At 61.6% G+C, this 20,520-nt stretch carries 19 protein-coding genes; 10 read left to right on the forward strand and 9 right to left on the reverse strand.

The genetic code is table 11. The features are described 5' to 3' along the window. Window positions 1-15: 15 nt before the first annotated feature. The 4 genes from gldG to H145_RS0112555 form a co-directional block, all read right to left on the reverse strand. Window positions 16-1,764 carry a gliding motility-associated ABC transporter substrate-binding protein GldG gene (gene gldG / locus H145_RS0112540; RefSeq protein WP_240471700.1) on the reverse strand — a complete coding sequence of 583 codons (1,749 nt, stop codon included), beginning with the start codon at window positions 1,762-1,764 and terminating at the stop codon, window positions 16-18. A 112-nt stretch (window positions 1,765-1,876) separates the two neighbouring features. Continuing rightward, window positions 1,877-2,602: a gliding motility-associated ABC transporter permease subunit GldF gene (gldF, locus tag H145_RS0112545; protein ID WP_019948505.1), complete on the reverse strand. Its 726-nt coding sequence runs from the start codon at window positions 2,600-2,602 to the stop codon at window positions 1,877-1,879. A gap of 158 nt (window positions 2,603-2,760) precedes the next feature. After that, on the reverse strand, window positions 2,761-3,681 hold the full coding sequence (gene gldA, locus H145_RS0112550) for a gliding motility-associated ABC transporter ATP-binding subunit GldA (RefSeq protein WP_019948506.1): 921 nt from the start codon (window positions 3,679-3,681) through the stop codon (window positions 2,761-2,763). A gap of 142 nt (window positions 3,682-3,823) precedes the next feature. Beyond that, the gene (locus tag H145_RS0112555) at window positions 3,824-4,519 is read right to left on the reverse strand and encodes an SDR family oxidoreductase (protein WP_019948507.1); all 696 of its coding nucleotides are present in this window, start codon (window positions 4,517-4,519) and stop codon (window positions 3,824-3,826) included. Window positions 4,520-4,556: 37 nt separating this feature from the next. Here H145_RS0112555 and H145_RS0112560 point away from each other — a divergent pair, with 37 nt between their 5' ends. Both H145_RS0112560 and H145_RS0112565 read left to right on the forward strand, forming a co-directional pair. Further along, window positions 4,557-5,312: a GIN domain-containing protein gene (locus H145_RS0112560; RefSeq protein WP_019948508.1), complete on the forward strand. Its 756-nt coding sequence runs from the start codon at window positions 4,557-4,559 to the stop codon at window positions 5,310-5,312. A 26-nt stretch (window positions 5,313-5,338) separates the two neighbouring features. Next, window positions 5,339-5,770 carry a hypothetical protein gene (locus tag H145_RS0112565; protein ID WP_157541513.1) on the forward strand — a complete coding sequence of 144 codons (432 nt, stop codon included), beginning with the start codon at window positions 5,339-5,341 and terminating at the stop codon, window positions 5,768-5,770. Window positions 5,771-5,787: 17 nt separating this feature from the next. Here H145_RS0112565 and H145_RS0112570 read toward each other — a convergent pair whose 3' ends face one another. Further along, on the reverse strand, window positions 5,788-6,498 hold the full coding sequence (locus H145_RS0112570; RefSeq protein ID WP_019948510.1) for an SDR family oxidoreductase: 711 nt from the start codon (window positions 6,496-6,498) through the stop codon (window positions 5,788-5,790). Between the two features lie 117 nt (window positions 6,499-6,615). Between H145_RS0112570 and H145_RS0112575 the strand changes: the two genes are divergently transcribed. Then, window positions 6,616-7,347, forward strand: coding sequence for an MlaE family ABC transporter permease (locus H145_RS0112575; protein ID WP_019948511.1), 732 nt, complete (start codon window positions 6,616-6,618; stop codon window positions 7,345-7,347). 81 nt (window positions 7,348-7,428) lie between these two features. Then, entirely contained in the window at window positions 7,429-8,214 is a 786-nt protein-coding gene (locus tag H145_RS0112580; RefSeq protein ID WP_019948512.1) for an ABC transporter ATP-binding protein, read from the forward strand. Between the two features lie 131 nt (window positions 8,215-8,345). Here the strand turns inward: H145_RS0112580 and H145_RS0112585 are convergent, their stop codons facing one another. The 4 genes from H145_RS0112585 to H145_RS0112600 form a co-directional block, all read right to left on the reverse strand. Beyond that, window positions 8,346-8,885 carry a YfiT family bacillithiol transferase gene (locus tag H145_RS0112585; protein ID WP_019948513.1) on the reverse strand — a complete coding sequence of 180 codons (540 nt, stop codon included), beginning with the start codon at window positions 8,883-8,885 and terminating at the stop codon, window positions 8,346-8,348. A 204-nt stretch (window positions 8,886-9,089) separates the two neighbouring features. Beyond that, window positions 9,090-9,710, reverse strand: coding sequence for a bifunctional nuclease family protein (locus H145_RS0112590; protein WP_019948514.1), 621 nt, complete (start codon window positions 9,708-9,710; stop codon window positions 9,090-9,092). Window positions 9,711-9,862: 152 nt separating this feature from the next. Then, entirely contained in the window at window positions 9,863-10,840 is a 978-nt protein-coding gene (locus tag H145_RS0112595; RefSeq protein WP_026351481.1) for an electron transfer flavoprotein subunit alpha/FixB family protein, read from the reverse strand. A gap of 109 nt (window positions 10,841-10,949) precedes the next feature. Further along, entirely contained in the window at window positions 10,950-11,690 is a 741-nt protein-coding gene (locus tag H145_RS0112600; protein WP_019948516.1) for an electron transfer flavoprotein subunit beta/FixA family protein, read from the reverse strand. Between the two features lie 72 nt (window positions 11,691-11,762). Here H145_RS0112600 and H145_RS0112605 point away from each other — a divergent pair, with 72 nt between their 5' ends. The 6 genes from H145_RS0112605 (at window position 11,763) to H145_RS0112630 (ending at window position 20,410) form a co-directional block, all read left to right on the forward strand. After that, window positions 11,763-12,104, forward strand: coding sequence for a tetratricopeptide repeat protein (locus H145_RS0112605; protein WP_019948517.1), 342 nt, complete (start codon window positions 11,763-11,765; stop codon window positions 12,102-12,104). A gap of 146 nt (window positions 12,105-12,250) precedes the next feature. Then, window positions 12,251-12,925 carry a response regulator gene (locus H145_RS0112610; RefSeq protein WP_019948518.1) on the forward strand — a complete coding sequence of 225 codons (675 nt, stop codon included), beginning with the start codon at window positions 12,251-12,253 and terminating at the stop codon, window positions 12,923-12,925. A 137-nt stretch (window positions 12,926-13,062) separates the two neighbouring features. Then, window positions 13,063-14,424: a sensor histidine kinase gene (locus H145_RS0112615; RefSeq protein ID WP_019948519.1), complete on the forward strand. Its 1,362-nt coding sequence runs from the start codon at window positions 13,063-13,065 to the stop codon at window positions 14,422-14,424. A gap of 186 nt (window positions 14,425-14,610) precedes the next feature. Then, window positions 14,611-15,891 (forward strand): TolC family protein, encoded by a 1,281-nt coding sequence (locus H145_RS0112620; RefSeq protein ID WP_019948520.1) that lies wholly within the window; start codon window positions 14,611-14,613, stop codon window positions 15,889-15,891. A gap of 118 nt (window positions 15,892-16,009) precedes the next feature. Further along, a complete protein-coding gene (locus tag H145_RS0112625; protein WP_019948521.1) occupies window positions 16,010-17,119 on the forward strand; it encodes an efflux RND transporter periplasmic adaptor subunit in 1,110 nt (369 codons plus the stop codon). Window positions 17,120-17,245: 126 nt separating this feature from the next. Then, on the forward strand, window positions 17,246-20,410 hold the full coding sequence (locus tag H145_RS0112630) for an efflux RND transporter permease subunit (RefSeq protein ID WP_019948522.1): 3,165 nt from the start codon (window positions 17,246-17,248) through the stop codon (window positions 20,408-20,410). The last annotated feature ends 110 nt before the right edge of the window (window positions 20,411-20,520 follow it).

The raw sequence follows: 20,520 nt of genomic DNA on the forward strand, positions 1-20,520 counted from the left end.
ACCTTACACCCGCTACTAAAACCGCGCGTAGCGGCGCTTGCGGCGCCAGGCGCGCACCAGCCCGAAAAGGCCCAGCAGCACCAGCGGGGCGGCCAGGTTCAGCAGCTGCCAGCGGCTTCGCTCGGCCGCTACGCGCACTTTATCGAGGGGGCGGAGCGTGATTTGCTTGCCGCGCACCGCTATCAGGCCCGACTGGTCGAGCATGTAATCGACGGCATTGAGCACCAGCTCGCGGTTGGCGAATTCGGTGGGCGCGAGGCGGTCGAAGCCCAGGCGCATCGGGCGGCCCGTTTTGGGGTCGATGTCGTTGCGCACGAAGTCGCCGTCGGAGATGACGAGGATTTTGGCGGGGCGGTTTTCGGGGCTGGTTTCGGGCAGAAAGCGGCTGGTGCCGGGCTCGGCGCGGTTGGCGAACAGCGAGCGAAACTGACCTTCAAGCAGGTAGCCGACCGGCTTGTTGCGGGCCGTGTACAGCTTGGGGTCGGGGGGCAGGCGGGCGTCGTTGAGGTTCACGGGCACCGGCGAGGGCAGCACCCGGGTGTAGCGCGAGGTGAACAGCAGCGGCGTTTTGCGGATGCCCACGGCCTTCACCGTGTCGATGCTGCTCACGAACTTGGTGTACACCGCATCGAGGTTGCGGGTGATGGGGTGCGGGCTGAACTGGTTGATGAGCGGGTAGAACTGCCAGGGCATGGGCTCGACCTTGGGCTTGTCGCCGTTCAGGCCCGTGACGAGCGGAATGACGCCCGAGTTGAGGTCGAGCAGCAAGTCGGGGTTGATGCGCAGGCCGTACTTGAACAGCATATCGTCGAGGTTCAGGCTGAGCGGGAAGGCGAGCATGCCGCCGCGGCTGGCGCTGTCGAGGTTCACGCGCATGGCATCCACGAAAAACAGCGCGTTGCCGCCGTGGGTGATGAACTGGTCGAGCTTGAACTTTTCGGGCTCGGTGTAGGACTGGGCCGGCTTGGCCACGATGAGGGCGCTGAGCGAGGCCAGGTCCTGGGGACGCGACTTGTCGAGGCTCACCCGGAACACGTCGTAGTCGCGGCTGAGCGAGCCAATCAGGTCGCCGGCTTCGAGGTTGGTTAGCTCGCCGTGGCCCTCCACTACCCCGATGCGCAGGCGCGGGCCGGGGCTGAGGCGGCGGATGGCGCTGGCCAGCTCATACTCCAGCCCCTCGATGCTCTGGTTAAGGCGTACTTCGGGCGATTCGGCCTGGTTGCCGCGCAGCAGCAGCACTTTTTCCTCCTTGCCCCCGGCTGAAACCACGGCCCAGGGGAAGATGATTTTCTCGGTGCGCTTGCCGTTGTCGTTGGCCCCGAGGTTGGTGGGCGTCAGCCCCTTTTTGAACAGCGTTTGGTAGAACTCGTTGCGGGCCTGCTCGGTGGCCGCCGCCGAGGGGTCGACGAACACAAAATGCAGGTTGGCGCCACCGTACACGCGCATTTCGGTCAGCGTTTCGCGCACGCCCTGCTGTAGCCGCCGGAACGCCGGCGGGAAGTCGCCGTCGAGGTACACCGTAACGGTTACGGGCTGCGGCAGCTTCTCCAGCAGCTCTTTGGTGGCCCCCGACATGGTGTAGCGCTTGTCCTCCGTCAGGTCGAGCCGGAAGAAGAACAGCCCACCCAGAAAGTTGAGCAGCAGCAGCACGCCCAGCAGCACCGCAAACCGGGTCAGGTCGCGCTTTTTGATTTGAGCTGTTGGGTTTTGAGCTGTTAGCTGAGAGCTGTTAGCTGTTAGCTCCTGTTCTGGTTCAATACTCACGAATGCACGCAAAAAAGTTGTTTAAACTCACTCTCAATAGCTGACAGCCCTAAACAGAGCCATTAGCACAGAAAGCTAACAGCTATCAGCTACTAGCTATCAGCTTAAGAAATCACCAGTTGCGGCTTTGGAGCGCCACCCGGGTGGCCAGCAGCATGATGGCGCTCAGGGTGAAGAAGTAGAGCAGGTCGCGCGAATCGATGAGGCCCTTGCTCAAGTCGCGGTAGTGAGCCGCAATGCCGAGCTGGCCGATGTAGTAGGCCGGCGCGCCATCGAACACCGAGGCCAGCGAATCGAAGCCGGAGTATACCAGAAAGCAACCCACCACGGCCGCCAGAAAGGCCACAATCTGGTCGCGGGTGAGGGCCGAGGCAAATACGCCGATGGCCGCAAAAACCGCCGCCAGCAGCGCCAGACCCAGGTACGAGCCCACTGTAGCCGCCGAGTCGATATTGCCTTGCGGGTCGCCGAGCTGGTAGACCGAGTAGTAGTAGAGCAGTGTGGGCAGCAGCGCCAGCAGGGCCAGCAGCAGGCAGGCCAGGTACTTGCCGCCGATGAGCTGGGTGTCGGTGAGCGGGCGCGTGAGCAGCAGCTCCATCGTGCCGGCCTTCTTTTCCTCGGCAAACGTGCGCATGGTGAGGGCCGGAATCAGAAACAGGAAAATCCAGGGCGCGATATTGAACAGCGTCTGCAAGTCGGCAAACCCGTAATCGAGCACCGAGCTATCCGGGAACACCCACACGAACAGCCCGGTAGCCACCAGAAACACGCCCAGCACCACGTAGGCCACGGGCGAGTTCAGGAAGCTGTTGAATTCTTTGCGCAGTATGGCAAGCATGGTTGGGGGTTGATTTTTTGATGTGCTGAAGGGAAAGAAAGCAGTACTGGAGAACGTCATTCAGAGCGCAGCGAAGAATCTCGCACGCACTCTTTAGGGTTGCTGCTGTAAAGTCAGCATGCGAGATTCTTCGCTGCGCTCTGAATGACGTTCTTTTCTCACTTCTTCCCGCCTTCCGTCAGCTGCTGGAACACCTGCTCCAAACTCTGTTCTTCCTGGCGCAGGCCCAGCAGCACCCAACCCTGGGCGGCGGCGAGGCGCGAAATGGCCCCGCGCTGGTCGGTGCCGGCGCGGGCCCGGATGCGGTAGGTGGTACCGGCTTCCAGCTCGGCGGCCTGCACGCCGGGCAGCGCCAGCAGCGGCGCCGTGTCAATCGGCTGCTCAAATTCGGCGCGGATGACGGTTTCGCCCGCGGCCCGGGCGCCCAGCTCGGCCACCGGTGAGTCGGCCACGAGGCGGCCGCGGCTGATGATAACGGCGCGGCTGCACAAAGCGGCTACTTCGGGCAGGATGTGGGTGCTGAAGATGACGGTTTTGTCCTGGCCCAGCTCGCGGATAAGCTGGCGGATTTCGCCGATTTGGTTGGGGTCGAGGCCGGTGGTGGGCTCGTCGAGGATGAGCACGCCGGGGTCGTGGATGAGGGCCTGGGCTAGGCCCACACGCTGGCGGTAGCCTTTGCTGAGGGCCCCGATGAGCTTGTTCTGTTCGTGACCTAGCCCTACCCGCTCCACCAGTTGGCGTACCCGCTGGCGCAGGCCGCTGCCACCCAGCCCGTGTACCGAACCGATAAATTCGAGGTATTCGTGCACGTACATATCGAGGTAGAGCGGGTTGTGCTCGGGTAGGTAACCCACCCGGCGGCGCACTTCCAGCGGGGCCGTACGCACATCAAACCCCTCCACGACCACCGTGCCGGCCGAGGGCGGCAAATAGCCCAGCGCCATCTTCATGGTCGTGGATTTGCCCGCCCCGTTCGGCCCCAGAAAGCCCAGGATTTCGCCCTTGCCCACCGAAAAGCTGATATCATCCACAGCGGCCTGGGTGCCGAAGGTTTTCGTGAGGTGCTGAACTTCTACCATGTATCAACTGCTGGTTAAAACGTCATTCAGAGCGCAGCGAAGAATCTCGCATGAATTCGTTGAGCGGCTAACGTTACGTTGTCAGCATGCGAGATTCTTCGCTGCGCTCTGAATGACGTTCTTTTTCACACTTCCTCTATGCCTACTTCTTCGGCTGCAACGGCCGCATTTCAATATCCACTAGGTGGAAATTAAATGGCGTTTCCAGGGCGTAGACGATGGTGTCGGCAATGTCCTGGGGCTGCATCATCGAGTCGTTGGCGTCGGTGCCGGGGATGTCGTCGAAGAAGTTGGTTTGGGTGGAGCCGGGGTACAGGCAGGTAACCTTGATGCCGTCTTTGCGCACTTCCTTGAACAACGACTGCGAGAAACCGCGCACTGCAAACTTGCTGGCGCAGTAGCCGGCCATGTTCTCGATGCCCGTGGTGCCGGCAATGGAACTGATGTTGAAAATGTGGCCCAGCTGCTGCTTTTTCATGGCGGGCAGCACGGCCTGGGTGCAGTAAAACGTGCCGTGCACGTTGGTGTCGAACATCAGGTGCCAGTCGTCCGAGGAGAAGCCAGCAACGGCGCCCGAAATGCCCAGGCCGGCGTTGTTCACCAGTACGTGCACTTCTTCCCCCAACTGCTTTTGAGTGGCGGCCAGGGCCTTCTGCACGGCTTTTTCGTTGCGCACATCGCACTCGATGAAGTGGAAGCGCGGGTGCTGAAAGCTGGCGGGCGCGGTGCGGCCCCAGCCGGCTACGTGCATGCCGCGGGCCAGCAGGGCCTCGACGGTGGCCAGCCCGATTCCTTTGCTGACGCCTGTGATAATGGCTACCTTGCCGCTCAAATCCATCGCGCGAAGTGCTATAATGTGGGGTTTCTGTTTGAAGATGCAAGGTAACGCCCCCGGCCGGGTTTTGCGCGCGGCCACGGTCCTGGCCCTGATGGCCGCGCTGGCCGGCTGCCAGAAAGACAACGAAGCCGGCTGTTTCACCAGCACCGGCAGCATCACCACGGAGCGCCGCAGCCTGCCCCCCTTCCAGCGCCTGACCACCTACGACAACGTCACGGTGATACTGGTGCAGGACACGGCCACCTACGCCGAAGTACGGGCCGGCAAAAACCTGCAGGACGATATCCGGCTGGAAGTAGCCGACGGCATGCTGACGGTGCGCAACACTAGCCGCTGCAACTGGGTGCGCCGCTACGATACGCCCCGCGAGGTGCGGCTGCACCTGCCCCGCCTCACCGACCTGTTTCTGCGCGGCCAGGCCGATATCCGCACCGAGGGCGCGTTCCGGCAGGACACGATTTTCCCGCATCTGGTGGGCGCCGGCGACCTGCGCCTGCAGCTTATCAGCCGCTACATCGGCATGGACCAGTACGAGCTGGGCGACATCTACCTGACCGGCTCGACCTACGAGTTGCACCACACGCTGGGCGGCGGCGGCAGCCTCTACGCCCAGAAGCTTCCGCTACGCTACATGTATCTGCAAACCAACGCCAGCAGCGCCGGCGACACGCACGTGCGGGCTTCGCAGCTGCTGGCCGGCGCGCATGCCGGCTCCGGCACCGTGTTCTACTCCCCTACCCCCAAATTGCTGGAACTGAAGGTAACGGGCCGGGGAAAACTCCAGGCAGAATAGCTCAGCTCTCCACTAACCCGTTTATTATGCTTTCTGTACTGCTCGTTATGGGCCTGGTCCTGCTCATTCCGGCGGGCCTGCTGCTGCTGATTGCCCGCCACGGCACCCTGCGCCACGACCCCGGCTTCCTGGCGACTGTTCTGCTGGCGGCGGCCGGAATTGTGGTTGGCGTCCTGTTCAAAATCCAGCACTGGGAGGGCGCGAATGGCCTGCTGCTGGGTGGGGCGGTGGGGCTGGCGCTGACCTACGGCTGGTGGTTTGCTCGCAAGACCCCGAAAACTGCCCTCGATGTGCTGAAGCTGGTTTTCGTGCTCAGCTGCAGCCTGAACGCGGCAGCCATTAACTTTTCGGCGCTGACAAATGCTGCGGGGCGCCTGCGGACGCTCAGCTTCTGGGCGTTGGCGCTGTACTTCCTCTACCTAACCTACGGGCGCAGCCTGGGCGCCAACCGCCGCTAGGCTGCGCCCCTACCGGCCTACAAGTCGCCCAGTTGGGGTCGAATCAGCAGCTCCTCGACTACGGCCTGGCCCGAGAGGCTGAAGACGCCGAAGATGGCGTCGGCCACGTCTTCGGCCTTGATGAAGCGCTCGGCGGGCAAATCGACGCCCTCCCAGCTGGCCGTGAGCGTGGCGCCGGGCAGCACGGCCGTTACCCGCAGGCCGCTTTCCTTTACTTCTTCGCGCAAGTTTTTGCTGAAGCCCAGCAGCGCGTGCTTGGCAATGCCGTACGAGCCGCCGTTGGGGTACGCCGTGATGCTGGCCGTGGAGCAGATATTGAAAATGTGGCCTTCGTGCTGCGCCAGCATGTCGGGCAGCAGCGCCAGCGTCACGTCGTAGGCGCTGAGCAGGTTCACGGCCAGCATCTGGCGCAGCTGCGAGCCGTCGGCGGGCTCGTCCTGCAACCTTCCGGGAATAAAAGCGCCCGTGTTGTTGACGAGCACCGCTACCGGGCCCTGTTGCTGCACAAAATCGGTGAAGCGGCGCGTTTGGGGCTGCTCGCTCAGGTCGGCGGCGTGGGTGTGCAGCACGGCGCCGGGCACCAGCGTGGCGGCGGCGGTTTGCAGGTCCTTTAAATCGGGGGCCGAGCGGGCGCAGGTGACGACCGGGTAGCCGGCGCGCAGAAACCGGAACACCAGCGCCCGCCCAATTCCTTTGGTGCCGCCCGTTACCACGATATTTTTTTGCATTCCTTTGTTTAGCATAGCTGTTTTTACGTAGGGAAACCAGCACCGGCCAACGGCCGGGCTTCCGCTCCGCCTTATTCCGGCGCAAGTATCCGCTTTTCCTGTCTGTTTTTTCGTTTTATGGTCAAATCATTTGGTCAGTTTCTGCTTTTCATGCAGAGTATGCTCGTGCGCAAAGAGCGGTTTGCGGTGCTCTGGAAGCGCACCATCGACGAGTGCGTCACGATTGGGGTGAATTCCATCTTCATTGTGGCCATCGTGTCGGCCTTTATCGGGGCCGTAACCTGCGTGCAGATTGCCTACAACCTCACCAACCCGCTTATTCCTAAAAGCACCATCGGCTACATGGTGCGCGAAATGACGATTCTGGAGCTGGCGCCCACCATCACCAGCATCGTGCTGGCCGGCAAGGTGGGCTCCAGCATTGCCGGCGGCCTGGGCACCATGCGCATCACCGAGCAGGTGTCGGCGCTGGAGGTAATGGGCATCAACTCGGCTTCGTATCTGGTGCTGCCGCGCATTCTGGCCGCCATTCTCATGTTTCCGCTGCTGGTGGTGCTGGCCATGGCCCTCTCCATTATCGGGGGCTACCTGGCCGGCTCGCTCACCGGCTCCATCTCGGCCCAGGAGTACATCGAGGGCATCCGCTCCGATTTTATTCCTTACAACATCGTGTTTGCCCTGATTAAGTCGGTGGTATTTGCCTTCCTGGTGTCGGCCATTTCGGCCTTCAAGGGGTATTACACCGAAGGCGGCGCCCTCGAAGTGGGCACGGCCAGCACCACGGCCGTCAACAATTCCATCATCGCCATTCTCATTGCCGACTTCGTGCTGGCCGCTATTCTGCTGTAGCCGGATGGGCGGTGGGGCCTGAGCAAGCGCGCAGAGCAACTTTTGCGGCTTTTCTAGGCTCTCCGCCATTACTTATATTCTATGATCGAGATTCATAACATCGAGAAGAGCTTCGACGGGAATCCGGTGCTCAAGGGCATCAGCTGCACCTTCGAAACGGGCAAGTGCAATCTGCTGCTCGGCGGCTCGGGCACCGGCAAATCGGTGCTGCTGCAGTGCGTGGTGGGGTTGATGCAGCCTGATTTGGGCAGCATCACCTTCGATGGCACCGTGTTCACCAACAACAAAGTGCAGATCCGGCAGGAAATCCGGCGCAAAATCGGGATGCTGTTCCAGGGCTCGGCCCTGTTCGACTCGATGACGGTGGCCAAGAACGTGGAGTTTCCGCTGCAGATGCTGACGCCCGAAATGAGCGCCGCCGAGCGCCGCGACCGGGTGGAGTTCTGCCTCAAGCGCGTGGGCCTCGAAAACGCGGGCGACAAGATGCCCTCCGAAATTTCGGGCGGCATGAAAAAGCGCGTGGGTATTGCCCGCGCCATTGCCCCCAACTGCACCTACCTGTTCTGCGACGAGCCCAACTCCGGCCTCGACCCGCTCACGAGCCTCAAAATCGACGAGCTCATCCAGGAAATCACCTACGAATACAACATCACCACCGTCATCATCACCCACGACATGAACTCGGTGGTGGAAATCGGCGACCATATCATCTTCCTCTACAAAGGCCTCAAGCTCTGGGACGGCACCAAGGACGAAATCCTCAACGCCCAGGTCCCCGAGCTCAAGGAGTTCATCTTCAGCAGCAGCCTCGTACGCGCCGCCAAACGCATCGACGACGAAACCCACAGCGGCGTAGAGAATCTGTAGAAGTAAGTTAGTTGGCGAACACGCCTGTCATCCTGAGCAAAGCGAAGGACCTTATTGCGCTGAAACGGCCGTAACAACGACTCGTTTCAGCGTAATAAGGTCCTTCGCTTTGCTCAGGATGACAGCTTTTTTTACTCACTCACCGAATCGGCCATGGCGGCGCGGCGTAGGTGGGCCAGGTGGTGGCGGCCGTGCCAGGAGTAGAGCACCAGCGCCTGATCGAGCGTGAACGCCCGGTTGGAATCGGGGTGGAAGTAGGTGCGCTGCCACTGCGCATCGGTGAGGTTGCGCAGCAGGCGCACCCAGCGGATGTGCAGCGCTTCGAGCAGCGCCAGCGACACGGCTGGCGGCGTGGCGGCCGTATCGGGCAGCTCGGCCCAGGCGGCTTCGTCGTAGGGCTTGATGGTGGGGTTATCTTCGGTGAGGGCCAGCTTGAAGCGCAGATAGGCGTTCAGGTGCGAGTCGGGCAGGTGGTGCACCAGCTGGCGGGCGCTCCAGCCGCCGGGGCGGTAGGGCTGGTCGAGTTGCTCGGGCGAGCGGCCGGCCACCGCGGCCCGCACCAGGTCGGGCAGCGTGGCCAGGTGGGCAATATAGGCCGTGCGGGCGCCCCGGTCGAGCGGCTCGGTGGGCAGTTCGGGCTGGCCGATGGGATAACGGGCGTCGTCGGACATATCTTTTGGGCTATCAGCTGCGGCGGTTAACCGACAGCTTTTGGATTGGATAATCGGGCAAAACAGGAAAGCGCAGGTAGCCCCATCTATTAAAACCTGAAACCCCGCCTGAACCTTATGTTCAAGCGGGGTTTCAGGCTACAACGGCCTGACGTAGCCCGGAAACTATCAGCTAGCGGCTGTAAGCTAACAGCTAAAATGAAGCTAGTCGTTGCGCTTGTTGAGTTCGTCGCGGATTTTGGCGGCTTTCTCGTAGTCCTCGCGCTCCAGCGCCTGGGCCAGCATCTTGGTCAGCTCGTCGAGCGACACCTGGCCGCTGGGCTCGCGGGGCGTGGGCGTAGCGCGGGGCTCGTCGGTATCGATGTCGTCGTCATCATCATCGTCGTCCGAATCTTCGGCGTCGGTTTCGTCGAGGTCAGACAGGATGATACCGGCTTCACTGAGCACGCTTTCCACCGTGAAAATGGGCACTCCGAAGCGCAGGCCGATGGCAATGGCATCGGATGGCCGCGAATCCAGCTCGAAGGTGCTGGCCCCGTCGGAGCACACGATTTTAGAGTAGAACACGCCTTCTTTGAGGTCGGAAATCACCACCTCCAGCACGGCCACGTGGACCTGCTCGGCAAACGAGCGGAACAAATCGTGCGTCAGCGGCCGGTTGGGGCTGATTTTCTCGATCTGGATGGCGATACTCTGCGCCTCGAACATGCCGATGATGATGGGCAGGCGGCGGTTGCCGGTCTTTTCGCCCAGAATAAGCGCGAACGAGCCCGACTGCGACTGGCTGGACGAGAGGCCCAGAATTTCGAGCGGTATTTTTTTCACAAGGTGGTGGTTATGGTCTGGAGAACTGAATAAATACTGTCATCCTGAGCTTGCGAAGGACCTATACAGAAGCTAATCCTTTTGAAGTTACCTTCTGTAAAGGTCCTTCGCGCTGCTCAGGATGACAGTATTTACCTGGTATCCACTTATAGCTAGTTCAGCTGCTTTACGGCCTCGGTGAGCTTGGGCAGCACGTCGAACACGTCGCCTACAATGCCGTAGTCGGCCGCCTTGAAGAACGGCGCCTCGGGGTCTTTGTTGATGACCACAATCACCTTGCTGGAGTTGACGCCGGCCAGGTGCTGGATGGCGCCCGAAATGCCGCAGGCAATGTACAGGTTCGGCGACACGGTGATGCCCGTCTGGCCCACGTGCTCGTGGTGAGGGCGCCAGTCAACGTCGGATACGGGCTTGGAGCAGGCCGTAGCCGCGCCGAGGGCCTTGGCCAGGTCTTCGATGAGGTTCCAGTTTTCGGGGCCTTTCATGCCGCGGCCACCCGATACCACGAGGTCAGCCTCGGGCAGCAGCACGCCACCGGCCTGGTCCTGCATGATAACTTCCTTGGGCGCGTCGGCAAAGTCGGCGTCGGTCAATTGGGCCGAGAACGACTCGACCGGGGCCGTTTTGCCGTCCTCGTGCAGGGCCTCAATCGAGTTTTTCTTGACAGCGATGATTTTCCGGTCGCTTTCCAGCTCCACATCGGCAAAGGCTTTGCCCGAGAAGGCGCCGCGCTTCACCACGAACTTGCCACCATCGGTTTTGGGCAGCTCCACCACGTTGGTCGCCAGGCTGGCTTCGAGGCGGATAGACAGGCGCGAGCCCACGGCCGCGCCGATGTTGGAGTTGGCCAGCACAATCACTTTCGCGTCCTCCTGCTGGGCAGCGGCGGCGATGAGCTTGGTGTAGGCGCCGTTCACAAAATCTTTCAGGCGGGGCTCCGAATCGTAGAGCACCTTGCCGATACCCTGCTCGCCGAGCTTGGCCAGATTGGCCTCGGTAGCCTCGCCCACGGCTACGGCCGTGGCGGTGGTGCCCAGCATCTGGGCCACCTGGCTGGCGTAGGAAGCTACCTCCAGCGAGGACTTCTTCACCTCGCCGCCATCACATTCAACAACTACTAATACTGACATTTTTATTTAATTAATAATTAACAATTAGTAATTAAGAATTGACTTTGCAGTTTCGGCAAATGCTTCCGCAGCAATTACTAATTCTTAATTACTAATTATTAATTCAGTTTCAGATAACTTTCGCTTCGTTGCGCAGCAGCTTGATGAGCTCGCCGGCATTTTCGGCGGGGATGAGCTTGACGCCCTGCTTGGCGGGCGGCAGCGCGAAGTGGTCGACCTCGGTGCGGGGGGCATCGGCGGTGGGCTCCACTACTTTCAGGGGCTTGGTGCGGGCCGTCATGATGCCGCGCATGTTGGGGATGCGGGGCTCGCACATGGGCTGCTGGCAGGAGGCCACGAAGGGCGTGTTCACCTCCACGATTTCCTTGCCGCCCTCGATTTCGCGCTCCAGCGTGGCGGTGTTGCCATTCATATCGAGCTTCATGGCCGGGGCCACGGTCGGGATGCCGAGCAGCTCGCCCACCATGCCGTGCACCTGGAAACCGTTGTAATCGATGCTTTCCTTGCCCATCAGGATGACGTCGTAGCCACCGTCTTTGGCAATGGCGGCAATCTGCTTAGCCACGAAAAAGGCGTCTTTGGGGTGGGCATTGACGCGAATGGCGTCGTCGGCGCCGATGGCCAGGGCCTTGCGGATGTTGGGCTCGGTGTCGGCCTCGCCAACGTTGAGCACGGTAACGGTGCCGCCGCCCTGGGCTTCTTTGAGCTCAATGGCACGGGTCAGGGCGTATTCGTCCCAGGGGTTAATCACGAACTGCACACCGGCCTTGTTGAACTCCTTGTTATCGGGCGTGAAGGTGATTTTGGTGGTCGTGTCGGGAACGTTGCTGATGCAAACGAGAAACTTCATCTACGGCTGCTTATATGGAAGAAACTAAAGAAAGTGTCAAATTTGGGCGAAGATACTCAAAACTCCTGCCCTATGGAAACCGCGCCCAGCCGTCTGCAACAGCTCCTGGCCTTCTACGAAGACGACCCTACAGACGCCTTTACCATCTATGCGCTGGCCACCGAATACCGCGAAACGGCGCCCGAAACGGCCATGCGCTACTATCAGACGCTGCTCGATGAGCACCCCGATTATGTGGGTACGTACTACCACGCCGGCAAGATGCTCCAGCACCTGCAAAAGCCCGACGAAGCCGAAAAAGTTTACCAGAAGGGCCTGCGCGTGGCCCGCAAAGCCGGCCAGCTGCACGCGGCCAGCGAAATTCAGCAGGCCCTCAACCAGCTGCTGGGCCTCGATTACGAGGACGAGGATTAGCCGCTTAGCGTTCCAGTGTCCCAGGGCTGAAGCCCTGGGCTACGCAGCACGCCAATTGGAACGCTGATTAGCCCAGGGCTTTAGCCCTGGGATGCCGGGACAGTAGAACGATAGAATACCGAGAGCTTCCAAGTCTAAATTGCCCCATGAAAATCCTGCTGGTGGAAGACGAGCCCAAGGTGTCGGCCTTTATCCGCCGGGGGCTGGAGGAGGAGGGCTTCGAGGTGGAGGTGGCTTACGACGGGCGCTTTGGCCGGCAGCTGGCCCTGGGCCACGCCTACGACCTGATCATTCTGGACGTGATTCTGCCCCATTTCAGCGGGCTGGAGGTGCTGGCGGCCCTGCGCACCCAGGACCAGCAGACGCCGGTGCTATTGCTCACGGCACTGGGCACCACCCAGGATAAGCTACTGGGCTTTGGCGGCGGAGCCGACGACTACCTGGTAAAGCCTTTCGATTTTCCGGAGCTGCTGGCGCGGGTGCGGGCCCTGCTGCGCCGCCGGGGCCAGCAAGCCAAAAGCGCGGTGCTCATCTTCGAAGACCTCACGCTCGATACGGCGGCCAAAACCGTGATGCGCGCCGGCCAGCCCATCAGGCTCACGGCCCGCGAGTTTGGGCTGCTGGAGCTGCTGCTGCGCCACGCCGGCCGCGTACTCAGCCGCGCCGAGCTGGCCGCCGACGTCTGGGAAGACTCTTTCGACGCCGGCTCGAACGTGGTGGATGTGTACGTGAACTACCTGCGCAACAAGGTAGATAAGGGCTTTTCGCAGAAGCTCATCCACACCGTGGTGGGCATGGGCTACGTGCTGCGGAGCGAGTGATTTGACGAGGTGGTGATTTGGCGACGTGGTGATTTGGTGGGCTTAATTCGCCACAGGCGCAGCATAACGTTCTTTCAGCTCACCAAATCACCAAACCACTAAATCACCACGTCACCAAATCACCAAATCACCACCGCATGACTATTCGTAACCGACTGACGTGGCTGTTTCTGGGGCTGGTGGCGGTGCTGCTGCTGGGGGCGCTGCTCACGGCCTTTGTGCTGCAGGTCGATTACACGCACGTGGAGTTTCAGCAGCGGCTGCGCGACCGGGCCCAGGTGACGGGCTACGTATTTCTGGAGCAGGACGAGTTGGGCGTCGAGTCTTTCCGCAAGTTTCAGCGCCGCTACCTGCGCACGCTGACCGGCGAAGTGCTGCAGATTTACGACCGGCAGTTTCAGCCTCGCTTTATCGAGCAGGACAAGCGCATCAGCATTCCGGGCAAGGTGCTGGCCCGCATTCCCATCGAGAAGGAAGTATATTTTGACCTGGGCCCCCGGCAGGCAGTGGGCTTGTATTATCAGGACAACCAGGGCGACTTTATTATTGTGGCCGCCGCCCAAAACCGCTCGGGCCGGGCCCGGCTGGAGCATCTGGCCGAAATGCTGGCCGGCATTTTCGTGGTGAGTTTGCTGGTGATTTACGGGGCCGGGCGGGTGTTTGCGGGCCGTGCCCTTGCCCCGATTGCCGCCGTCAACGACCAGGTCGACCGCATTACGACCCAGGATTTGCACCTGCGGGTGCAGGCGGGTACCGGCTCCGAGCAGGATGAGCTGGCGCGCCTGGCCCGCACGTTCAACCGCATGCTGGAGCGCATGGAGGAAGGCTTCGAGGCCCAGCGCACTTTCGTCAGCAACGCCTCGCACGAGCTGCGCACACCGCTTACGGCCACCATTGGCGAGCTGCAGGTGCTGCTCAGCCGCGAGCGGGCCCCGGCCGAGTACCGGGCGGGCGGGGCCTCGGTGCTGGGGGAGTTGCAGCAGCTCAAGCAGCTCCTCAACAACCTGCTCGACCTCACCCAAACCAGCACCCAGACCAGCCTCACCGGCCCCGACGATATTCGCCTCGACGAGCTGCTGTGGGAGGCCCGCGAGGCGCTGCCGGCCGATCAGCGCCGCCGCGTTCAGATTGCGCTGGGCGAGCTGCCCACCGACTCGGAGCGGCTGGAAATTACGGGCAACCGGCAGCTGCTGGTTCGGGCGCTGGCCAACCTGCTCGACAACGCCCTCAAGTACTCGGCTCCCGGGCAGGCGGTGGAGGTGCACTTCGATTACCGGGCCGGCCAGCGCTGCATCCGGATAACCGACCACGGCATTGGCATTAGCGGCAAGGCGCTGCCGCAGGTTTTCCAGCCCTTCTTTCGCGCCGATAATGCTCGGGTGGTGAGCGGCCACGGTGTAGGGCTGGCCCTGGCCCGCCGCATTGTGCTGCTGCACGGCGGCGAGCTGCACATATCCTCCGAGCTGGGCGCAGGCACGGTAGTCGAAGTGGTATTTTAAGCTGTTAGCTGTTAGCTGTTAGCTGTTAGCTGTTAGCTGTTAGCTGTTAGCTCAAAAAACGGAAGCTAGCAGCTGATAGCTGTCAGCTAGCAACTGTTTTTTCCATTCTAATCTGTTTCTAATCCGGCTCTAATTTGCTCCTAATACGGGGGGCGTACTCTTGCATAACCAACCCCGAACCCGGTTATGCTTCGCTTTTTCCTGCTGCTGACAGCGGCGCTTTTACCCTGCTTTTCCGTTCTTTCCGCTACGGCGGCCCCGCTGGGTTCCGACACCCTGCGCCTCACCTTGCCCGAGGCCGAGCAGCGGTTTCTGGCCGGCAACCTGCAGCTGCTGGCCCAGCGCTACAGCATTTCGGCCGCCGAGGCCCAGATTCAGCAGGCCCGCCTCTGGGACAACCCCACGATTTCCGTCGAGCAGAACGCCTACAATCAGTACACCCACCGTGCGCTTGATGTAACGCGCCAAGGCAATACCATTGTGCAGGTGCAGCAGCTGTTTGCGCTGGCCGGCCGCCGCCGCGCCGCCGCCAACGTGGCCCGCCAGGGTATGCTGATTGAGCAGTTTACGTTCGATGATTTGCTGCGCACGCTGCGCTACCAGCTCCGCAGCACGTTCTACGACCTGTATTACAAGCAGCAAAGCGTGGGGGTGTACGATATGGAAGTGGCCAGCTTCCAGCGCACCGTGAACCTGTACCAAAGCCAGTACGAGAAGGGCAACATTGCCCTCAAGGAAGTTGTCCGCCTCAAGGCTTTCCTCTTTCAGCTGCGCAACGAGCGGCAGGCGCTGCTGGCCGAAATAGCCGCCCAGCAGGCCGATTTGCGCATTTTGCTGCGCGATGAAGCCGGCACCTACTACCTGCTCCAGGCCGACGACGCCCGCCTGCGGGCCCTGACGCTAACCGGCCACTCCGAGCAGCAGCTCATCGACTCGGCCCAGGCAAACCGCGCCGACGTGCGGGCCCGGCAGGCGGCCGTGCAGCAGCAAACCCAGAACCTACGCTACCAGCGCGCCCTGGCCACCCCCGACCTGGCCGTGGGTTACGTGTACGACCGGGCCGGCAACTACATCCAGAACTACAACGCCCTGACGCTGGGCGTGGCCGTGCCGCTGTTCAACCGCAACCAGGGCAACATCCGCACGGCCCGGAACCAGGTTGACATCAGCCGGGCGCAGCTGAGCCAGCAGCAGCTGCAGGCCGAAAACGATGTGCAGGAAGCCTGGCGCCAGGCCTACCAGACCGATGCGCTTTACCAGGGGGCCGGCCGCGATACCGGCGACTTCGACCGCCTGATGGTGGGCATCGACCAGAGCTTTGCCAAGCGCAACCTCACCATTGTCGAGTACCTCGATTTCTACGAGAGCTACAAGAACAACCTGCTGCAGCTCAACAACCTGCGCGCCATCCGCGTGCGCGCCTTCGAGCAGCTGAATTACGCCGTGGGCCGGCCGGTGTTCCGCTAGCCCCAACGTCCCAGGGCTGAAGCCCCGGGCTAGTCAGCAGCCCATTCAGCAGTCTTTTCCCCTCCGTAGCCCAGGGCTTTAGCCCTGGGACCCTCGCCCGCCTTCAAGCCCCAACCATATGCCCCGCTTCCGCCCCCTCCTCCCCTTTACCTTCTCGCTCACGCTCCTGACGCTGGCGGGCTGTTCCAAGAGCGACGACCAGAGTGCCGCCGTCAGCCCCAAGGCCGAGGCGGGCTTTACCCTGTCGGACCAGATGCTGCGGGAGCTGAGGATTGACACGGTGCGCCTGGAGCCCGTGCGCGACGAGCTGACGCTGACCGGCCAGATTGCCGCCGACGGCGACAAAACCGTGCAGGTATACCCGCTGGTGGGCGGCGTGGTGGAGCAGCTGAGCGTGGAGCTGGGCGACCACGTAAGCAAGGGCCAGGTGCTGGCCGTGATTCGGAGCTCGGAAATTGCCGACCTGCAGAATCAGAGCAGCACCGCCGGCACCGACCTCGCCATTGCCCGCAAAAACCTCTCGGTGCTCGACGACCAGTACAAGTTGGGGCTGGCCTCGGAGCGCGACGTGAGCCTGGCGCGCCAGGAGCTGCGCAAGGCCCAGAGCAACGTGGGCAAGAGCCGCAAGCAGCTGAGCGTGTACGGCGTATCGGCGGATGGCACCTACACGCTGCGGGCCCCGATTTCGGGCTTCGTCACCGAGAAAAACGTGACCGACCACATGCAGTTCAACGCCGACAACGTGGGTAGCCTGTTCACCATAAGCAACCTCGACGACGTGTGGATTATGGCCAACGTATTCGAGTCGGATATCAGCCGGGTGCAGCAGGGCTACGCGGCCGACGTGACGACCCTCTCCTACCCCGACCAGCACTTCAGCGGCCGCATCGACAAGGTGTTCAACGTGCTCGACCCCGAGAGCAAGGCGATGAAGGTGCGCGTGCGCCTGGCCAATCCTGGCTACCTGCTTAAGCCCGCGATGTACGCCCAAATCAAGGTATCGACCACCGGCACCGCCCAAATGCTGGCCATTCCCGCCAAGTGCGTGGTCTTCGACAAAAACCGCCATTTCGTGCTGGTCTTCAACGACCGGCACCACATCGAAACCCGCGAAGTGCAGGTGGCTAAAACCGTGGGCAGCACCGCCTACGTGGCATCGGGCCTGCAGCAGGGCGAACAAATCATCGCCCAGAACCCGCTGCTGGTGTACAACGAGCTGAATGATTAGTATTTGAGCTGCCAGCTGCCAGCTACAAGCGGCAAGCTTTGACGCTCTACCAGCACTTTTTCCTGCTTACCTATTTGCCTGCCCCAAGCTTGCCGCTTGTGGCTGGCAGCTTGCAGCTCAAGACAAATGAACAAATTCATCCAGGGCATTATTGCCTTTTCGCTTAACAACCGGGGCTTTGTATTTCTGATGACGCTGGCCGTTATCGTGGCCGGGGTCATCAGCTACCGCAACACGCCGATTGAGGCCTTCCCGGACGTAACGAACACCGAAATTACCATCATCACCCAGTGGCCCGGCCGCTCGGCCGAAGAGATGGAGAAGTTCGTGACGGCCCCCATCGAAATCTCCCTCAATCCGGTTCAGAAAAAAACCAGCATCCGCTCCACTACCCTGTTTGGGCTGTCGGTGGTGAAGGTGATTTTTGACGATGGCGTGGACGACGCCTTTGCCCGCGTGCAGGTGAACAACCTGCTCAGCCAGGCCGATTTGCCCGAGGGCGCCGACCCCGACGTGCAGCCACCCTACGGCCCCACGGGCGAAATTTTCCGCTACACGCTGCAAAGCAAAACCAAAACCACCCGCGAGCTGAAAACCCTGCAGGACTGGGTGGTGGAGCGCAACCTGAAGGCCGTGCCCGGCGTGGCCGACGTGAACAGCTTCGGTGGCGAGGTGAAAGCGTACGAAATCAGCGCCGACCCCGGCAAGCTGCAGACCTTCGGCCTCACCCCGCTCGACCTCTACAACGCCGTGCAGCGCAGCAACATCAACGTGGGCGGCGACGTCATCAGCCAGGGCCAGCAGAACTACGTGGTGCGCGGTATCGGCCTGCTCAACAACATCGCCGATATCAACAACACGGTTGTCAAAAACGTGAACGGGGCCCCGATTCTGGTGAAGAACGTGGCCCTCGTGCACGAGTCGGCGCTGCCGCGGCTGGGCCGCGTGGGCCGGGGCTACCACGATGATGTGCTCGAAGGCATTGTGGTGATGCGCAAGGGCGAAAACCCGACGGAGGTAATTGCCCGGCTCAAGGAGAAAGTGGCGCTGCTGAACGATAAGATTCTGCCCTCCGACGTCAAAATCAGCACTTTCTACGACCGGCAGCAGCTCATCGACTTCTCCACCGAAACCGTGATTCACAACCTGCTCGAAGGCATGGTGCTGGTGACGGTTATCGTGTTCCTGTTTATGGCCGACTGGCGCACGACGGTTATTGTGGGCATTATTATTCCGCTGGCTTTGCTGTTTGCCTTCATCTGCCTGCGGCTGCGGGGCATGAGCGCCAACCTGCTCAGCATGGGCGCCATCGACTTCGGCATCATCATCGACGGGGCCGTAGTGATGGTGGAGGGGCTGTTTGTGGCCCTCGACCACAAAGCCCACAAGGTGGGCATGCCCCGGTTCAACAAGCTCGCCAAGCTGGGCCTCATCAAGAAAACCGGCCGCGACATGGGCAAGGCCATTTTCTTCTCCAAGGCCATCATCATCACGGCCCTGCTGCCCATTTTCTCCTTCGAAAAGGTAGAAGGCAAGGTGTTTTCGCCCCTGGCCTGGACGCTGGGCTTCGCCCTGCTCGGAGCGCTGATTTTTACGCTTACGCTCGTGCCGGTGCTGGCCTCGCTGCTGCTCAAAAAGAACGTGGTGGAAAAGGACAACTTTTTCGTGCGCGCCGTGAACCGGGGGGCGCAACGGATCTTTGCCTTCACCTACGCCCGCAAAACGGCCAGCCTGCTGGTGGCCACCGCGGCCGTGGTGCTGGGCCTGGGCTCGTTTCACTTTCTGGGTTCCGAGTTCCTGCCCGAGCTGAACGAAGGCTCGATTTACGTGCGGGCCCAGCTGCCGCTCAGCATCTCGCTCGACGAAAGCAACAAGCTGGGCAACGAGATGCGGCGCGTGTTTCTGAGCTTCCCGGAGGTGGGCGACGTAGTGAGCCAGACCGGCCGGCCCAACGACGGCACCGACCCGACCGGCTTCTACAACAACGAGTTTCTGGTGCAGCTCAAGCACACACCCGAAGTGCAGGCCCGGATGAAGCACAAGGACCGGCGCGAGGCCCTGATTGCGCAGATGAAGCAGAAGCTCAGCCGCTTTCCGGGCGTCGATTTCAACTTCTCCCAGCCAATTACCGACAACGTGGAAGAGGCCGCCTCGGGCGTGAAGGGCTCGATTGCCGTCAAAATCTACGGCACCGACCTCCGGCTGATGGAGGAAAAGGCCCGCCAGGTGTATGGCGTGCTCAAACGCATCGACGGCATCGACGATTTGGGCGTGCTGCGCAACATCGGCCAGCCCGAGCTGCACGTCGACCTCGACGAGGAGCGCATGGCCCAGTACGGCGTGAGCAAAAGCGACGCCAACGCCGTGCTGGAAATGGCCGTGGGCGGCAAGCAGGCCACTCAGCTGTACGAGGGCGAGCGGAAATTCCCGATTCGGGTGCGCTACCAGGAGCAGTTCCGCCAGCGCCCCGCCGAAATTTCGGCCCTGATGGTGCCCACCCACAACGGCAAAACCGTGCCGCTGTCGGAAATTGCCACCATTTCGGAAGTCACCGGCCCCTCGCTCATCTACCGCGACGACAACACCCGCTTCGCCGCCGTCAAGTTCAGCATCCGGGGCCGCGACATGGGCTCGACGATTGCCGAGGCCCAGAAAAAGGTGAACGACGTAGTGGGTTTGCCCAAGGGCTACAGCCTGAAATGGACCGGCGACTTCGAAAACCAGCGGCGCGCCACCGAGCGGCTGGCCCAGGTAGTGCCTGTGTCGCTGGCCCTCATCTTCTTCATTTTGTTCATGCTGTTTGGCAACCTCAAGGATGCCGGACTGGTGCTGCTGAACGTGCCGTTTGCCATCATCGGCGGCATTGCGGCCCTGCTGCTTACGCACACCAACTTCAGCATTTCGGCCGGCATCGGCTTCATTGCCCTGTTTGGTATCTGCATTCAGAACGGGGTGATTCTGATATCGGTATTCAAGCAGAACATGGTGCGCAAGCTGAGCCTCGACCGCAGCATTGCCGACGGCCTGACGTCGCGGGTGCGGCCGGTGGTGATGACGGCCCTGATGGCCACCATTGGCTTGCTGCCGGCCGCCCTCAGCACCGGCATCGGCTCGGAAACCAGCAAGCCCCTGGCCATTGTGGTAATTGGCGGCCTGATTACCGGCACGCTGCTCACGCTGTTCATCTTCCCGCTGATATTCGAGCGGGCCTACCGCGCCGCGCACACCCACTCCACCGACGCCCCCACCCTGCACCCGCAGCAGAAGCGCGAGCCGGTACTGGTGGGCTAACGGGCCGGGCCGGGTAGGTTAGGCTGACGGGCCGGAGTTGCGCAACTGGTTTTTCGCATCCCCGAAGGCGCAACCCCGGCCCTGCTTTTGGCATCTGTAGGCACTACTGG

Origin of the sequence: Hymenobacter aerophilus DSM 13606 (assembly GCF_000382225.1) — a bacterium.
In the GTDB taxonomy this organism is placed as follows: Bacteria; Bacteroidota; Bacteroidia; order Cytophagales; family Hymenobacteraceae; genus Hymenobacter; species Hymenobacter aerophilus.

Excerpts from the sequence above, each read along its gene's own strand:
- H145_RS0112585 (WP_019948513.1), bottom strand. The coding sequence starts at position 8,885 with ATGTCCGACGACGCCCGTTATCCCATCGGCCAGCCCGAACTGCCCACC.
- H145_RS0112570 (WP_019948510.1), bottom strand. The coding sequence starts at position 6,498 with ATGCAAAAAAATATCGTGGTAACGGGCGGCACCAAAGGAATTGGGCGG.
- H145_RS0112555 (WP_019948507.1), bottom strand. The coding sequence starts at position 4,519 with ATGGATTTGAGCGGCAAGGTAGCCATTATCACAGGCGTCAGCAAAGGA.
- H145_RS0112600 (WP_019948516.1), bottom strand. The coding sequence starts at position 11,690 with ATGAAGTTTCTCGTTTGCATCAGCAACGTTCCCGACACGACCACCAAA.
- H145_RS0112595 (WP_026351481.1), bottom strand. The coding sequence starts at position 10,840 with ATGTCAGTATTAGTAGTTGTTGAATGTGATGGCGGCGAGGTGAAGAAG.
- H145_RS0112605 (WP_019948517.1), top strand. The coding sequence starts at position 11,763 with ATGGAAACCGCGCCCAGCCGTCTGCAACAGCTCCTGGCCTTCTACGAA.
- H145_RS0112565 (WP_157541513.1), top strand. The coding sequence starts at position 5,339 with ATGCTTTCTGTACTGCTCGTTATGGGCCTGGTCCTGCTCATTCCGGCG.
- H145_RS0112610 (WP_019948518.1), top strand. The coding sequence starts at position 12,251 with ATGAAAATCCTGCTGGTGGAAGACGAGCCCAAGGTGTCGGCCTTTATC.
- gldA (WP_019948506.1), bottom strand. The coding sequence starts at position 3,681 with ATGGTAGAAGTTCAGCACCTCACGAAAACCTTCGGCACCCAGGCCGCT.
- H145_RS0112615 (WP_019948519.1), top strand. The coding sequence starts at position 13,063 with ATGACTATTCGTAACCGACTGACGTGGCTGTTTCTGGGGCTGGTGGCG.
- H145_RS0112580 (WP_019948512.1), top strand. The coding sequence starts at position 7,429 with ATGATCGAGATTCATAACATCGAGAAGAGCTTCGACGGGAATCCGGTG.
- H145_RS0112560 (WP_019948508.1), top strand. The coding sequence starts at position 4,557 with ATGCAAGGTAACGCCCCCGGCCGGGTTTTGCGCGCGGCCACGGTCCTG.
- H145_RS0112620 (WP_019948520.1), top strand. The coding sequence starts at position 14,611 with ATGCTTCGCTTTTTCCTGCTGCTGACAGCGGCGCTTTTACCCTGCTTT.
- H145_RS0112630 (WP_019948522.1), top strand. The coding sequence starts at position 17,246 with ATGAACAAATTCATCCAGGGCATTATTGCCTTTTCGCTTAACAACCGG.
- H145_RS0112575 (WP_019948511.1), top strand. The coding sequence starts at position 6,616 with ATGGTCAAATCATTTGGTCAGTTTCTGCTTTTCATGCAGAGTATGCTC.
- H145_RS0112625 (WP_019948521.1), top strand. The coding sequence starts at position 16,010 with ATGCCCCGCTTCCGCCCCCTCCTCCCCTTTACCTTCTCGCTCACGCTC.
- gldF (WP_019948505.1), bottom strand. The coding sequence starts at position 2,602 with ATGCTTGCCATACTGCGCAAAGAATTCAACAGCTTCCTGAACTCGCCC.